This is a genomic window from Pontibacter flavimaris (genome assembly GCF_001907195.1).
GTDB classification, from domain to species: Bacteria; Bacteroidota; Bacteroidia; order Cytophagales; family Hymenobacteraceae; genus Pontibacter; species Pontibacter flavimaris.
Genome location: NZ_LVWA01000004.1, coordinates 355,975 through 368,906 on the forward strand (window position 1 = coordinate 355,975; position 12,932 = coordinate 368,906).

The 12,932-nt window shown below is 50.4% G+C and carries 16 protein-coding genes; 9 read left to right on the forward strand and 7 right to left on the reverse strand.

Annotated features, from left to right (window positions below; all coding sequences use genetic code 11):
• Nucleotides 1-77: 77 nt before the first annotated feature.
• Together A3841_RS06515 and A3841_RS06520 are read left to right on the forward strand one after the other, a co-directional pair.
• Nucleotides 78-821, forward strand: a complete 744-nt coding sequence (locus A3841_RS06515; protein WP_073851502.1) for an SAM-dependent methyltransferase — start codon at nucleotides 78-80, stop codon at nucleotides 819-821.
• A 9-nt stretch (nucleotides 822-830) separates the two neighbouring features.
• Complete coding sequence (locus A3841_RS06520; RefSeq protein WP_073851503.1) at nucleotides 831-1,589, forward strand: ZIP family metal transporter; 759 nt, start codon at nucleotides 831-833, stop codon at nucleotides 1,587-1,589.
• A 508-nt stretch (nucleotides 1,590-2,097) separates the two neighbouring features.
• Here the strand turns inward: A3841_RS06520 and A3841_RS06525 are convergent.
• The 3 genes from A3841_RS06525 to A3841_RS06535 all read right to left on the reverse strand — a co-directional run bounded on the left by A3841_RS06525 (nucleotide 2,098) and on the right by A3841_RS06535 (nucleotide 3,776).
• Complete coding sequence (locus A3841_RS06525) at nucleotides 2,098-2,487, reverse strand: hypothetical protein (protein WP_139307903.1); 390 nt, start codon at nucleotides 2,485-2,487, stop codon at nucleotides 2,098-2,100.
• Between the two features lie 130 nt (nucleotides 2,488-2,617).
• Nucleotides 2,618-3,055, reverse strand: coding sequence for a septal ring lytic transglycosylase RlpA family protein (locus A3841_RS06530; protein ID WP_083610236.1), 438 nt, complete (start codon nucleotides 3,053-3,055; stop codon nucleotides 2,618-2,620).
• Between the two features lie 22 nt (nucleotides 3,056-3,077).
• Nucleotides 3,078-3,776, reverse strand: coding sequence for an alpha/beta fold hydrolase (locus A3841_RS06535; RefSeq protein ID WP_073851506.1), 699 nt, complete (start codon nucleotides 3,774-3,776; stop codon nucleotides 3,078-3,080).
• A gap of 116 nt (nucleotides 3,777-3,892) precedes the next feature.
• Between A3841_RS06535 and A3841_RS06540 the strand changes: the two genes are divergently transcribed.
• Nucleotides 3,893-4,246, forward strand: coding sequence for an MmcQ/YjbR family DNA-binding protein (locus tag A3841_RS06540; RefSeq protein ID WP_073851873.1), 354 nt, complete (start codon nucleotides 3,893-3,895; stop codon nucleotides 4,244-4,246).
• Nucleotides 4,247-4,281: 35 nt separating this feature from the next.
• On the opposite strand, the gene A3841_RS06545 is transcribed toward A3841_RS06540, so the two are convergent.
• Nucleotides 4,282-5,040 (reverse strand): hypothetical protein, encoded by a 759-nt coding sequence (locus A3841_RS06545; RefSeq protein ID WP_073851507.1) that lies wholly within the window; start codon nucleotides 5,038-5,040, stop codon nucleotides 4,282-4,284.
• Nucleotides 5,041-5,070: 30 nt separating this feature from the next.
• Nucleotides 5,071-5,451 (reverse strand): hypothetical protein, encoded by a 381-nt coding sequence (locus A3841_RS06550; protein ID WP_235861309.1) that lies wholly within the window; start codon nucleotides 5,449-5,451, stop codon nucleotides 5,071-5,073.
• A 547-nt stretch (nucleotides 5,452-5,998) separates the two neighbouring features.
• Here A3841_RS06550 and A3841_RS06555 point away from each other — a divergent pair.
• The 3 genes from A3841_RS06555 to A3841_RS06565 all read left to right on the forward strand — a co-directional run bounded on the left by A3841_RS06555 (nucleotide 5,999) and on the right by A3841_RS06565 (nucleotide 6,879).
• Nucleotides 5,999-6,226: a hypothetical protein gene (locus A3841_RS06555; RefSeq protein ID WP_073851874.1), complete on the forward strand. Its 228-nt coding sequence runs from the start codon at nucleotides 5,999-6,001 to the stop codon at nucleotides 6,224-6,226.
• A 56-nt stretch (nucleotides 6,227-6,282) separates the two neighbouring features.
• Nucleotides 6,283-6,462 carry a hypothetical protein gene (locus A3841_RS06560; protein ID WP_073851509.1) on the forward strand — a complete coding sequence of 60 codons (180 nt, stop codon included), beginning with the start codon at nucleotides 6,283-6,285 and terminating at the stop codon, nucleotides 6,460-6,462.
• 150 nt (nucleotides 6,463-6,612) lie between these two features.
• The gene (locus A3841_RS06565; protein WP_073851510.1) at nucleotides 6,613-6,879 is read left to right on the forward strand and encodes a hypothetical protein; all 267 of its coding nucleotides are present in this window, start codon (nucleotides 6,613-6,615) and stop codon (nucleotides 6,877-6,879) included.
• A 61-nt stretch (nucleotides 6,880-6,940) separates the two neighbouring features.
• Here A3841_RS06565 and A3841_RS06570 read toward each other — a convergent pair whose 3' ends face one another.
• Nucleotides 6,941-7,327 (reverse strand): Hsp20/alpha crystallin family protein, encoded by a 387-nt coding sequence (locus tag A3841_RS06570; RefSeq protein WP_073851511.1) that lies wholly within the window; start codon nucleotides 7,325-7,327, stop codon nucleotides 6,941-6,943.
• 517 nt (nucleotides 7,328-7,844) lie between these two features.
• Between A3841_RS06570 and A3841_RS06575 the strand changes: the two genes are divergently transcribed.
• The 3 genes from A3841_RS06575 (at nucleotide 7,845) to A3841_RS06585 (ending at nucleotide 10,468) form a co-directional block, all read left to right on the forward strand.
• The gene (locus A3841_RS06575) at nucleotides 7,845-9,008 is read left to right on the forward strand and encodes a T9SS type A sorting domain-containing protein (RefSeq protein WP_073851512.1); all 1,164 of its coding nucleotides are present in this window, start codon (nucleotides 7,845-7,847) and stop codon (nucleotides 9,006-9,008) included.
• A 233-nt stretch (nucleotides 9,009-9,241) separates the two neighbouring features.
• Nucleotides 9,242-9,877: an OmpA family protein gene (locus A3841_RS06580; protein WP_073851513.1), complete on the forward strand. Its 636-nt coding sequence runs from the start codon at nucleotides 9,242-9,244 to the stop codon at nucleotides 9,875-9,877.
• Nucleotides 9,878-10,060: 183 nt separating this feature from the next.
• A complete protein-coding gene (locus tag A3841_RS06585) occupies nucleotides 10,061-10,468 on the forward strand; it encodes a hypothetical protein (protein WP_073851514.1) in 408 nt (135 codons plus the stop codon).
• A gap of 374 nt (nucleotides 10,469-10,842) precedes the next feature.
• Here the strand turns inward: A3841_RS06585 and A3841_RS06590 are convergent, their stop codons facing one another.
• Nucleotides 10,843-12,927: an RNA-directed DNA polymerase gene (locus tag A3841_RS06590; RefSeq protein WP_073851515.1), complete on the reverse strand. Its 2,085-nt coding sequence runs from the start codon at nucleotides 12,925-12,927 to the stop codon at nucleotides 10,843-10,845.
• Between the last annotated feature and the right edge of the window lie 5 nt (nucleotides 12,928-12,932).

The window sequence follows — 12,932 nt, forward strand, 5'->3', positions numbered from 1 at the left end:
GTAATTATCCAGCCCTTATACCGGGGTTAGGTTTATTTCTTCTATATTTGCAACACTATTGCTTTTAGCCCCCTCACATGGCAGCACAACAGGACGCAGCATCATGGTTTAGTACCTGGTTCGACTCGCCGTACTACCACATCCTTTACCAGCACCGCGATATGCAGGAAGCGCAGCACTTTATGGACAGGCTGCTGGCTTACCTGCACCCCAAGCCGAATGACAGGATATTGGATCTGGCCTGTGGAAAGGGGCGCCACTCGCGCTACCTGAGCCAGAAGGGCTTTGACGTGACCGGCATCGACCTCTCGGAGCGAAGTATAAACCACGCCAAAAAGTATGAGAGCGAGCGTCTGCGCTTTGAGCGCCATGACATGCGCGAGGTATTCAGGCCCGGCTACTTCGACTTTATCCTGAACCTGTTCACCAGCTTTGGCTACTTCGACAACGAGACGGAGAATGTAGTGGCGCTTCGTGCCACTGCCGAGAGCCTGAAGCATGGCGGCAAGCTGGTGATCGACTTCATGAATACCGATCAGGTGATCGACGAGTTGGTGGCCGAGGAGGAGAAGCAGGTGGAGGGAATAAACTTTAAAATAACGCGCGGCGTAGAGAATGGCTTTATTGTGAAAAATATCCGCTTCCACAGCGATGGCAAGGAGCACAGCTTTGTGGAGCGCGTGCGGGCGCTACGGCAGGAGGACTTCCTGGAGTACTTCGGCATGGCGCAGCTGCGCCTGGTTGATACCTTCGGGGACTATGCGCTAAACCCATACAACCAGGCCACCAGCGACCGGATGATATTTGTGCTAAAAAAATAACGGCTCTGCATGATCATAGCTATACTCGCGCTTTTCTTTACGGTAGTGCTCTCCGGCTTTTTGGTAAAGGTTTTCCCTCCTACCAATATTAAGTGGCTGAAGATGGCGCTGGCCTTTAGCGGGGCTTACCTGTTCACCATCACCATTATTCACCTCCTGCCTGATGTGCTGCTGAACAGCCACGAGAGCTCCTACCAGGTAGGTTATTGGGTGCTGGCTGGCTTCTTTCTGCAGCTGGTGCTGGAGCTGTTCTCGCATGGCGTGGAGCACGGGCACATCCATCACCACCATGGCCGCACCGACACGATGCCGTTCCTGTTGCTGGGCTCTCTGTTTGTGCACTCTTTCCTGGAGGGAAGCATCCTGGTCGACCAGGGCCACGCGCACAGCCACGCAGGGGGGCATGCCCATGCGTCCGACAACTTTTATATCGTGCTGCTGGGCATCGCGCTGCACCATATACCAGCGGCATTTGCGCTAATGTCGGTGTTGATGTCGCGGCTGGAGAACTTCCGGAAGGCTTTTCTGTGGTTGCTGATCTTTGCGGTAGGCTCGCCGCTGGGCATTATCGTGAGCAACACGGTGCTGTCGGAGGCGGCGCCTAATGGGCTGCTCTTCACGGCGCTGACGGGTTTGGTGGCCGGTAACTTCCTGCACATCTCCACCACCATCCTCTTCGAGACCAGCCCTGACCATCATTTTAACCGGAACAAGCTTGTTGCCACGCTGCTGGGGCTTGTGCTGGCCCTGCTGAGTGATTTTGTATAGGCGGAAGCAGGTATAAAAAGAATGGCCGGGGTATAAGCCCGGCCAAACTCACCTTAAAACACATGCAGCATCTCTGCTGCACAAATTGTAATAGTCTTCTCAAGGGGATAGACTGTGGGCTAGGGCAAAGGTTTAAAGCGAAGTATAAATTTCGTCTTCTGCCCTTAACTTAAACTACCGGAGGAAAGAGTGTGCAGGCGCATCGGTTTATACTTGCTGCCCCGAAAAACTAAGCGCCTGGCTAGGATATAACCCTACCCCGGGAGCTTAAGCCGCCGCTACCCGCAACCAAGTCATTTCAGGATGATAAAAAACTGGCCCTGCCCCTTCGGGAGTGTTTTCATGGCTGGGATGAAGCCCATAGGTTCGTAAAGTTGAGAATCGGAGGGTAGCCCGCAAGTATAACCGCAAAAGTATAAAAGAAGTCGTGCCGGCTAAAGTACACAGAAAAGCAACCTAAGCCTGCTATACGCTAAGGAGAAGTATAAAGTGGTAAGAAAGAGCAAGGTTAAATAACAGTAGAAAGCAGCGTAGCGATAAGGGCCTTTAGGGTAACCACTACTGCGTTAGATCCCGTGGCTGTGTCAGACTCCTCTCCTTCTGAGGAAAAGGCATCGCGGAAATAAGCCAGCGGGCTTTCCAGAACCTCGGCATCCAGAACGGAGCGCTCACGGGGTTTAGTGGTGGTCGCCTTAGGCTTCTCCTTATCGGGGGTGGTGCCCTGCGCGGTAACCGTCTGGGGGGCGGCAGCGTCCTGCATCACCTGCTGTGCGGCGGCAGCAGAGGTGCCGTTGCTGGTTTCCGCGTAAGCTTGGGTGGTAGGCATGATAACCATGCACAGCAGCAGGATAGCTACCATGGGCAATAGATCACGCACTTTTCCCCAAGTTTTAGTCATGCACAAACTTATACATAAAACAAATAAAAGCCAAGAGCCTGCGGCAGTGATTTAGAGAAAATCATATAATACAGGGTGAACGTATATGGTTGAGGCCGTGTAGGTTAAAAATAGCGCGGCGGCACCCTGTTTATTTGCTTCTGGTTGGCCTTACAACCTCCAATCGAACGGGCACCACGCCTTTTTTGATCATGCCCACGCGCTTCGCCGCAGCCTCCGAAAGGTCCACGATGCGGCCACGGACAAAGGGGCCGCGATCTGTAATCTCCACCCGCACCGATTTGTTGTTTTGCAGGTTGGTAACCTCTACCTGGGTGCCGAAGGGAAGCTTTCTGTGCGCCGCGGTTAGCTTACTGCGTTTGTAGCGCTCGCCATTGGCCATTTTGCGCCCCTGGAACTTGCGCCCGTAGTAAGAGGCCTTGCCTCGCTCGGTATAGCCTTTCTCCCCGAAGCTGGGGGCAGTGGGGGCGCAGGAACTCAGGCAAATGGCCATTGCGGCGGCAGCCAGGGCGCTCTTAGCGGCTCTGGAAAGTATGGAAAGGGGTGATGCGGGTAAAAAAGGAAGCATAATCTACTCTTTAGCTGTTGGGTTAACGGTCAACCTGGCTGATGAATTGCCCGATGTGTTGGCTTAAATCCTGCAGCGGGAGCGTTTCGAGCGGGTGGCGGGTGTTGGGCAGCACCTGCAGGCGCGCGTTTGGCAGCAGCCGGTAGGCCCACAGCGTCTCCTCCACCGTTACCATGTTATCGCGGTCGCCGACGGCCACCTGCACGGGTAGCTGCAGCTGGGGCAGTGTGTCGGGGGTAAGGATGGGGCTTTGGCCGAGCTGGCGCATCATACCTGCGGTTTGCTGCATCACCTGCTTCCAGTCCTGCGGGGCGTGGCGCTGGGCCAGTGCAGCGGCAAAGGCCGGCACCTTCTCCTCCACCCGCTCCGGGTTCAGTAGCTTTGTCTCCCGCTCCGCCGCCTCCACCGACCAGGCAAATTTGGTGGCCAGCGTATAAATGCTGCGGATGCGCTGTGGGTGGTGCAGGGCAAGGCTCAGGGCTGCGTAGCCGCCCATGCTATAACCGAACACATGCGTGCTTTCCAGCTGCTGCTGCTCCAGGAAATCAAGTATATCCTGCACAAACAGCTGCATCGTGAACGGCTCCCGCGGCAGCGGCTTGCCCCCGTGGCCCGAGAAATCCAAGGTATGAACCCGGTAAGTATGCTGCAGCGCCTGCTTTAGCGGCTGCAGCATAGTGGCAGCGCCCAGGGCGCCATGCAGCAGTAGTAGGTTTTCCATAGGCAGGGGGTGTCTGGTTAAAGTATGGAAGGTGCCCCGGCCAAATCTACGAAAATCACCCCAACCATACCGCCTAAAAGTATAAATTGCCGGCCACATGTATGAAAAGCAAGCCTATGATGATTGAAGACCTGCAGCAACTGTGCCGGCAGCTGCCCGGCGTAACCGAAAGTATAAAATGGGAGCACGACCTGTGCTTTTGCGTGGCCGACAAGATGTTCCTGGTGGTAGGGCTGGATAAGGCCCCGGTTTCGGCATCGTTTAAAGTAGCCGCAGAGGAGTTTGAGGAAATGAGCAGCCGTCCTGGCTTTAGCCCCGCGCCCTACCTGGCCAGGTATAAATGGGTGGCGCTGGACGATATAGGCCGGCTGGCGCCGCAGGAGTGGGAGCAGCGCGTGCGGGCGTCGTATGCGTTGGTGGCTGGCAAGCTGCCGAAGAAGGTGCGGCAGGGGCTGGGGCTGGAGGCGTAAAAAAGCCGGAGCTGTGGGCCCCGGCTTTTTTTATGCTATTGCTGTAGCTGATAGTTGTAGACTTCCATGGCCTGCGTCAGCTTGTCTTTCTGAAACAGGTTTACCACCAGTTGCACGCCCAGCACGCCGGCGCCGGCGTACATCAGCGGGTTTATCTTCAGGTTGGTGTTGCCGTTTACCTCCTGCGAGTTGTTGATGGACTTCACGGCACCCACGGCCAGCAAGCCAACCCCTACGATAGACACCCCCGTGTTGATCAGCTTGTCGCGCTTGTGGCGCTGCAGCAGCGTCATGCTGGAGGCGTTGTCGGCCAGGGCGGTCTCCAGGTTGTCGAAGTTCATCACGTACAGCGGGCCATTGTCCTTGGAGAAAAAGTAAATGCGCTTGCGGCTAGTGCGCGGCATGCCATAGCCGCTGTACCCATACCCGTACGGAGAGTAGCCGTAGCCGCCGTCGTAGTAGGTGCGGGTGGTGTAGAACTTATCGATGCGGGGGCCGTCGGTGAGGCGCTTGGCAAAGGCATTGTAGTTGCTGCCGGACTCCACGCGCGCAAAAAAGCCGTCCTCGCTCTGGAACACGTTCACCATGCTCGGGTTAACCTTCAGGGAATCGTCGAGGAGGAAGTGGTTGGATTTGAAGATGGGCGACTTATACTGCAGCTTGTTGGCATAGTAAATCTGGCCGTCCTGCAGCTGTATAAAGTAGCGGCCCGGCCCGGTGCCCACCTGCCCCAGGGCGGTATAGCCAAGCAGGAGGCAGAGCATCAGCGGTAATAGGTTCTTCGTCTTTAGCATACTCAGAAGTATAAAATCCGGTGTTTTAGGTTAGTACAGGAAAAAAAGCATCACGAACATCCCCAGCAGGGCCAGGTATACCCAGCGCATGAGCTGGGGGCGGTGCTTGCCGGGTACGGTGCTGCTCACCACCAGCACGGCGGCCAGCAGGCAGAGCAAGTATAGAAGTATAAACGTAACCGCCTTTACCCAGTTCGGCACAATCGTGTTTTCCGGCTGCACCTGGTTGCTCATGCCCATGCCCGACAGCAGCCACTGCAGCCCGAAGAACACGGCCAGCTCAAAAACAACAAAGTATAACAGCCATTTAAGCCAGGTGTTTTTGCCGCTGCTCATGGGTGGTGTACGCTTTAAAATGATGATGTCTCCCGCGTTGGAAACTCCGGCTGCGGTAAAAGTTGCGTGCGCCACTACGTATAACGTACGCAGCGGGCATTATGGTATAGCCGCCCGCCTGCGCCTCAACTGCTGCGGAGGCATCTTCCCTCAGTCCTGACGTGCAACGTTTGGCCACCTTCTAAAATCCAGCTAAACCTACGCATTTTTCTGATGCTTAGAAAGTGCCGGGTCCGCCTTAATCTTAGTGCAGCCTCAGGCAAGACGGCTATACCTTGTTGCCCCAACCAGCTGCGCCTGCAGGGGCCGGAAGAGCGGATGATGAGGTGGTGCTCTTTAAGCTTAAGTGCTTACACTGAGGGAATAAGGGCACTGCAGCAGGCCAGATATAGAAGTATAACCATATGCTGGTATTGTGGCCTGTTTTTTGCACTACTTTCCGCAGACAGCAGCAAGGGCCTTTTCCGCGCAGATTCAGGATTTCACCATTTTACTGCAGCTGTAAGGTATAAACCGCTGTTTATCAGGTATGTGAATTTCTGAAGAATATAATTGTACTCTTGCCTTTTTTGAAACAAAGGGAATGGTAAGTACCGTTAAAGTACCAGGAGACTGTAGGGATATGAAGTTAATACGAAATATAACGTTAGATAAATATAAATTTTACACCAGTGAGGACGCAAGGAAGATATTCAGCATCGCTTACGAGGACCTCACTACCGTGATCTATTACCAGGACGAAAATAACGATTTCAGGTTGGTAGTGGCGAAGGAGGATGACCCTCCTATCATTGTAGAAAAAGGAATAACAAGGGCCGAGGCCTTCCGCTTAATGAACACCCGTCCGTAACCCGGACGGGTTTTTTGTTTCCGCCATCATGTGCAACTCTCCCCGTTTACAACCCCATGAACCTCAGAAACAAATACTATAGGATTGCCGTGTACGGATTTGTGCTGAGCCTGCTGCTGCAGCTGGTGCTGTTCTTCGCCGTGGACCCTTACATTGCCTCCGTCATCTCTCCCTTTTACCCTGTCTGGTTCATACTTTTTGTGGTGGGCTGGCGCCAGGAGCACCCGCGCCGTTAGCCGTGGCGGTTTTTATACTTTAGCCTGTTGTACTGAGACCTGAGGGGGCTGTGACAAAATAAAGAAAATGCCCCAGTGAGGCGCGGGCGCGGCAAAGCGGGCACTTTTTATGCTGTTTTATACTTATAGGGTATAGCCAAAGACGACAGTATGGATAAGACGCAAGAAAGGATTATGGCCGATGAGAACCATGTGCAGCACATGTTTCTACTGGTGGAGAACGCTGAGATGGTGTGTGTGCTGAACATTGCCGGCCACCCGTACCGCCTGCGCGAGCTGATCTTCATGATGATTGAGAGCGGCTGCAGCGTGGTGCAGACCACATCCGACGGGTTTAACACCTTTGAGTACGACCAGGAAACGGTGGAGGTGCACGATTTCCTGACCTCTATCATCAAGGCAAGGTTTATACAGTAGGTAAGTTAGGAGGCTGTGAAAATAGAAAGGCTACCGTTGCGGCAGCCTTTTTTTATACTTGTTAGCGTTGCTTTATCTCGATTTCGCGGGGCTTGTTGGTGCCTTCAAAGTATGGCAGCCTTACCTGCAGCTGTCCGTCCTCGTGTACGGCCTCAATGCGGCCCAGGTCTACCTGCGGGGGCAACACAAATGTCCTGTTAAAGAGCGGAGCAGCCATTTCCGGGTTCTCCTGGTCATGCAGGATCGAGAAAAGGGTAAGCTGGTTGTTGTGCAGCACTACCTTAAAGGACTCCGGGCTTACGCCGGCAGCCCACACGTTGATCACTGCGCCTTTCTTATACTTCTCAATATGCACGTAAGTCTCACTCACGCCACCGCCAATGGTGTTCAGCAGGTCTATCTGGTGTGCGATATTCTTTAAAAACTCTTTATCCTTTATCAATTTCATCTCTTTCTCCTTCTTAGTTCTTATAGCTACAAGTATGCAAACCTGGTGCCAAACACTGCAAGGCGCTTGCTCCGGAAGTGTGGGGTGCTCCAGGTGTCAAAATGGCTCTAATCAGGCTGTTAACATATAATGGAGGTGCCAAGGTGTCACCACGGCCCTAAAAGTATAAGGCATGGCCAGCGTTACGCTGTCTCCTGTTCCTTCTTTCTGCCTCTGGCAAAGTCTTTCTTTTGCTGATTCCTGTTTTGGGAATAGCCTACTGGCTATATAGTTCAGTTTCCATTTTTGGGAATAATTGGATTGGAATTGAACTTGCTAAAGAAGAAAATTGATCTTTTTTATACGCTATGGCTGTTTAATGTTGCAACAGTATAGTGATGAACCTCAATAGGTTACAAAAGTAGGACAGCTCCGGGTATAGCTATTGTTATATTGTATTGTTTAGGCGAAGTATGATCATTCATGGCCTGGCATGTTTCTTTCTTTATAAGGACCGAACGAAACAAAGTATAGTGCCATGAAATTCCTCTTTACCCTTATCGCATCCCTTTTCTTTTTTGCTTTTACCGTACAGGCGCAGGAAGTAGTTTTATATGAGCAGAACTTCACAACTGCCCCATCCACTATTACTACCACAACCTGGACAACGGATAACGTGTACCCGAATGGCACTACCGGAGGACCCTACTACAGAACCAGAGTCGCCTCCGATACCGGTACCGTAAAGCAGTTTACCCTGAGCAACCCCATCTCTACCATGAACATGGTTGGCCTGATGGTTACCTGGGAAGAGTATAGAACACAGCACTGGCGCCACAACGACAACGGACAGACAATCCTGAAACAGCAGCAGAACAGCAATTCCACGAAGATAGATAACATAAAACCGATAGTGCTGGAGTACAGCCTGGATGGGGTGAACTACTCCTCTAAAGGCATTGGCTTTACGCAGAACACGAGCAGCTTCTACACATGGGCACCCATCAATGGAGGCAGCCCGATATTCCTTCCCGCTGATGCCCTGAACCAGGAGAAAGTATACCTGCGCTGGACCATTACGGTGGACATTACCAACCAGGATTTCTATGCGATGGACGACTTGAGGATAGTTGGCGAGGAAGAGCAGGTGGTGGCCCCCCTTCCGGTAGAGCTGATGTACTTTAAAGGAGCCGTGCAGGGTGCTAATGCTAGTTTAACCTGGGCCACCGCGCAGGAACTGGACAATGAGAAGTTTGTGGTAGAGCGCAGCCAGGACGGCAAAAGCTTCAGCCAGATTGGGGAGGTACAGGGCCACGGCAACAGCAGCATACTTATCAACTATACTTTCACCGACACCAACCCGGGCGTAGGGACCAATTATTACCGCCTGCGCCAGGTAGACTTCGGCGGAACAGAGGAAACCTCCAACGTGGTGGCCTTGCAGTTCAAGGGGGGGCAGCACACGCTGAACGGAAACCTGGCCAAAGTATACCCCACCATTGCCGCCACCGAAGTGAACGTGAGCCTCGCCCTGCACAACGCGCAGGTTACGGTGCTAAACGCCAATGGCCTGCAGGTAGCGCAGTACAGCAGCGCCAGCCAAAACCTGGTACTGCCGGTAAGCCACCTGCAGCCCGGTATATACTTTATAAACGTAACCGACGGCAAGCAGCAGCAGACGCAGCGTTTCGTGAAGAAATAAGCAAGCATAAAGTGTCTGATTCTGAGCTTTCACCAGCCCCGGTTCCTCTTCAGGAGCCGGGGCTTTGCTTTTACGCACTGCTTGCCGCCGCCTCTTTAAGGTTATCTATACTTTATACTTGTGGATGCGGTCACTCCCTGCTTTACATTCTTCGGGGAATGGCCGGGAAAAAATGGCGCAACTATCCTTTCCGCGCCGCGTAACTTTAGGACGAATTTATGACTAGATTAACCATGAAAAAGAATGTGATCCTACTACTTTGCGGAATAGGCATACTTGGCGCCTGCAACAGCCCCGAAGGGGGCGTGGACAGAGACACCATGGACGAGGCCACCGCCGATACTGCTGTGGCTTATGAAGATGAGCGTGGACGGGTAGAGGCAGATGGCGCTGAGGTAATAACTGTGGAAGAAACCTACTGGACTAACATAGACTGGGATGCCCCTGAAACAGACGATGCGGCGATGAAGGAAGCAGGGATAGAGGCGCGCGCCACAAACGAGTACAACATTTATACTTTAGATGACCGTGTGCTTTTTGATACCGACAAGGCTGAGATCCGGGCCGAAGGCGAGGAGAAGCTGCAGCAAGTAGCTGATGCCCTGAAAAAGCTGCCTCCAAACGCCGTGATCAGGGTGTTTGGGTACACCGATGCCAGGGCCGGCGCAGCATATAACAAGGAACTCTCTAAGGAACGCGCCAACGCCGTAAAAGACTGGCTGCAGAACAAGGGCAACGTTGCCGCCAACCGCCTGTCCGTTGGTGCAATGGGCGAGCAGGCACCGCGGGCCACGAATGAGACACCCGAAGGCCGGCAGCTCAACCGCCGTGTGTCCATCGTCGCAATTACCCGCGCGCCACAGCCTTAAACGGTCATACTTGAAAAAAGCCGCTGGTTAGCTCAGCGGCTTTTTTTGTAGAGTAGCCTGACGCAGCAGCCGCAGCTTCAGGCGTTCCTGGCCGTGGCTGACGTACCAGGCTTCGGAGGTTACCCTTTTGATTTAAGCCATACTTTCTATACCTTTTGCCAGACTTTATCTCACACCGGATTTATGTTCAACCTGTACTTCAGGAATAACTTTGTAAGTATTTATTTCAACAGAGAGCGGCGGTTGGGCAAGGCTGTCTGGAGCGGCCATTTGAGCGGGGCAGAGTATAGGGAGCTGGTGCTGCTGTGCCTCGACCTCACCGACAGGCACGAGCTGCTGGGCTGGCTCGGGGATAACCGCAAGATGCACGCCATTGATTCAGCTGACCTGCAATGGAGCCTGGAGGTGTTCGTGCCACAGGTTGTAGCCGGGCCACTGCTGCGCATGGCCACCCTGCCCTCCGAGTACGAGGAGCACCGGCAGGCAGTAGAGGTGATGCTGGAGAAAAAGGACAAGCTGAACCAGAAGCTGGTTCTCCGCGACTTCGACAACGAAGAGGAGGCCATGGCCTGGCTACTGGAAATAGTATAAGCAGGAAACAGGGGGCTATAGAGCGTTTTTGTTATTGCCGCGGGTGTAAAGCTGGTAGAACTTCCCCGGCCCCAGCTGTATCATCTTTTGCAGCTATACTTCTACGAACCAGCAGCAACGTTGGCTCAAAAAGACCTGGCGGCTCAGAAGACCTCGCGGTGTACAGAGACCCGGCGAGTCGGAGATCCCAAACACTTTCGGGGCGTCTGGTGGAAAGGCTACTGCTCTGCTTCGTAGCTGAAGGCGTTGGAGAGGTTAGACGCTCGCGGGTCGTAAAGACGCCACGAGGTCTGTTGGGTTAAGGAACGCAGATGTAAGTCTCTATACAATCCATTTTTAGAAGCGTTTTCTGATGCTTAGTTATCTCTTCATTCCTACACTGGAACCTGACTTAAAGCATTTACTTTGGAGATAACCTCTAAGTATCCTTCTTTCATCGTTTTCTTGTTCCTCTTGATTTCTGCAAAGCGAAGCCTTCTTGTATACTTGTTCGTGCTCTTTTCTAATGGGTGTGACAATTCACTCTTCAACCTTAAGTTGTGCACTATGTCGCATAGTTTATAAAACTTAGGGTATAAGGTTTGTAACCTTATAGAGTTAAGCACTGAGCCTATTTTTCCTAAAGTATAGCTGCCAAGCTGATTATCTACCTTATATAGACTATCAAGAAGTAAGTCGTTAAAGACATCTAGTTGGTTAAAGTATGCCGTAGCATCGGTTTGCATATAAGATCTACACATGAACAACTGCCTTTCACACTTAGGATGTTTTCTGCCGAATAGTCTTTTCCAATCGCATTCAGGCAGCCGTTCTTTAAGTATTATTTTAAGGCTATCACTTATTGTGCTGTTTCGATAAATAGGTGTTTTGATCTTTCCTAGCTTCGATAGCGGAATTTGAGCTAAAGGATTTATTGTATTTTTCTCTACTGTTACTTTCAAATCATTACTTATGCATAGATAAGCGGCGCTTAGTGCAACATCGCTACTGTCATTGATAAGTAAGCTATTGATGAGTTCTTGGTAAGAAGCAACGCCATAGTGATCTTTTTTTATTTCACCAATTATAGATTGTATCGTCCAACTGCTTGATTTAGCTAGTAATCTCTCTAAATCAATGTAAGTAAGTTTAAGATCACATAGCAGCCATGTTAAAATGATTGATCTTAAAGTTGGAGATCTTAAAGTGTCAATAATCCTGACATAATTTAGGCATATATTGATGATGTCATCATAGTAGTCTTTATGAATTCGATTCAGACAACATCTTAAGTACATTGCTGTAGTCTCTTCATATAAGTTGTTTGTTTTTATTTGGTGAACAAGTTCTTCTGACACTCTCTTAGAGAGTTTAGGCAAACTTTCATAATATCTAAGAACAGGCTCATATAGATGCTGCTGTTTATTTAATACTTGTAATAGCTTATTATTTAATTGAGTACTAGGAGTAGCAATATTAAGAAGGTATTTAAACTGAGTCTCATTATTGATCTTGTCTCCTTTTGTTAGCTTGCTAAGCTTATTGAGTACTTTCTCAGCGCTCATGCTTTTTTCTGCCTCCCTTATTTCTGGGTCTTGGCTAATCGTCTTAATTTCATCGAAGACGTTCGTAATTTCATGTATATCAATTTTAGCCGGCTGGGGGAATAAACCGACTCTTTTACTTAGAAGGTCTAAGGCTAGCAATCCCTGTTTTACTCCTCGTTCATCGAGAGCCATTAACCTAATGTCATCTACGTATCTAAGATATTTAACAGGAAGTTTAGACTTCTTAAACTCTTCATCAACATAATGCATCACCACTTCGGCTAATAAGCTAGATGCCATTGGCCCCTGCGGTATGCCATGGCCATGATATAAACCTTCTCCCGTGTTACAGGTCCATTTCCCTAAGCAGTCTGTTAAAAATTTAATAAAGTCATCACCAAGTCCATGCGTTGAAAGTATATACCCTAAAACTTTATGATCTATAGAATCATAAAATGCAGTTAAGTCAAAAGTTGCAGTTGTTGTTAAACCGTTTTGATAAGATTTTATTAGAGTACGATTAAAGAGGCTGTACCCTTTCTTCCAGTCTTTAAAAAAGAAAGTTGCTTTAGGACCATTGTACCTGTTTCCAAAGTTGACTTTGTTATAGTTGCCTTCAACTTTGGTTAGTAGCTTATCTGCGATTATGTTTACAAGAGCCTGATAAACAATCTGATCTTCTATTGACAGAAGTGTAAATGGTCTTAGAATGCCGCTTTTTTTGGGAATGTATACTTTAGTAGAATGAGAGGGAATATAAGTGCCATCCTTTAGCCTCTTTCTAAGATCTTTGATAGATTCTTCATTAGATAAAGCATAAGCCTTATATAGATTTCTAAAATAGCTTTTGTAGTCATATTTAACACTTGTGTTGAGCCATTTCCAACTTTTCTTAAGGTTATCGATTTCGTAAAATCTTCTTAAATCTTTCATCGCAA

What these genes read in the sequence shown, in the direction of transcription:
- A3841_RS06575 (WP_073851512.1), top strand. Translation starts at nt 7,845, where the DNA reads ATGAAATTCCTCTTTACCCTTATCGCATCCCTTTTCTTTTTTGCTTTT.
- A3841_RS06545 (WP_073851507.1), bottom strand. Translation starts at nt 5,040, where the DNA reads ATGCTAAAGACGAAGAACCTATTACCGCTGATGCTCTGCCTCCTGCTT.
- A3841_RS06520 (WP_073851503.1), top strand. Translation starts at nt 831, where the DNA reads ATGATCATAGCTATACTCGCGCTTTTCTTTACGGTAGTGCTCTCCGGC.
- A3841_RS06535 (WP_073851506.1), bottom strand. Translation starts at nt 3,776, where the DNA reads ATGGAAAACCTACTACTGCTGCATGGCGCCCTGGGCGCTGCCACTATG.
- A3841_RS06560 (WP_073851509.1), top strand. Translation starts at nt 6,283, where the DNA reads ATGAACCTCAGAAACAAATACTATAGGATTGCCGTGTACGGATTTGTG.
- A3841_RS06590 (WP_073851515.1), bottom strand. Translation starts at nt 12,927, where the DNA reads ATGAAAGATTTAAGAAGATTTTACGAAATCGATAACCTTAAGAAAAGT.
- A3841_RS06570 (WP_073851511.1), bottom strand. Translation starts at nt 7,327, where the DNA reads ATGAAATTGATAAAGGATAAAGAGTTTTTAAAGAATATCGCACACCAG.
- A3841_RS06565 (WP_073851510.1), top strand. Translation starts at nt 6,613, where the DNA reads ATGGATAAGACGCAAGAAAGGATTATGGCCGATGAGAACCATGTGCAG.
- A3841_RS06585 (WP_073851514.1), top strand. Translation starts at nt 10,061, where the DNA reads ATGTTCAACCTGTACTTCAGGAATAACTTTGTAAGTATTTATTTCAAC.
- A3841_RS06515 (WP_073851502.1), top strand. Translation starts at nt 78, where the DNA reads ATGGCAGCACAACAGGACGCAGCATCATGGTTTAGTACCTGGTTCGAC.
- A3841_RS06540 (WP_073851873.1), top strand. Translation starts at nt 3,893, where the DNA reads ATGATGATTGAAGACCTGCAGCAACTGTGCCGGCAGCTGCCCGGCGTA.
- A3841_RS06525 (WP_139307903.1), bottom strand. Translation starts at nt 2,487, where the DNA reads ATGACTAAAACTTGGGGAAAAGTGCGTGATCTATTGCCCATGGTAGCT.
- A3841_RS06530 (WP_083610236.1), bottom strand. Translation starts at nt 3,055, where the DNA reads ATGCTTCCTTTTTTACCCGCATCACCCCTTTCCATACTTTCCAGAGCC.
- A3841_RS06580 (WP_073851513.1), top strand. Translation starts at nt 9,242, where the DNA reads ATGAAAAAGAATGTGATCCTACTACTTTGCGGAATAGGCATACTTGGC.
- A3841_RS06555 (WP_073851874.1), top strand. Translation starts at nt 5,999, where the DNA reads ATGAAGTTAATACGAAATATAACGTTAGATAAATATAAATTTTACACC.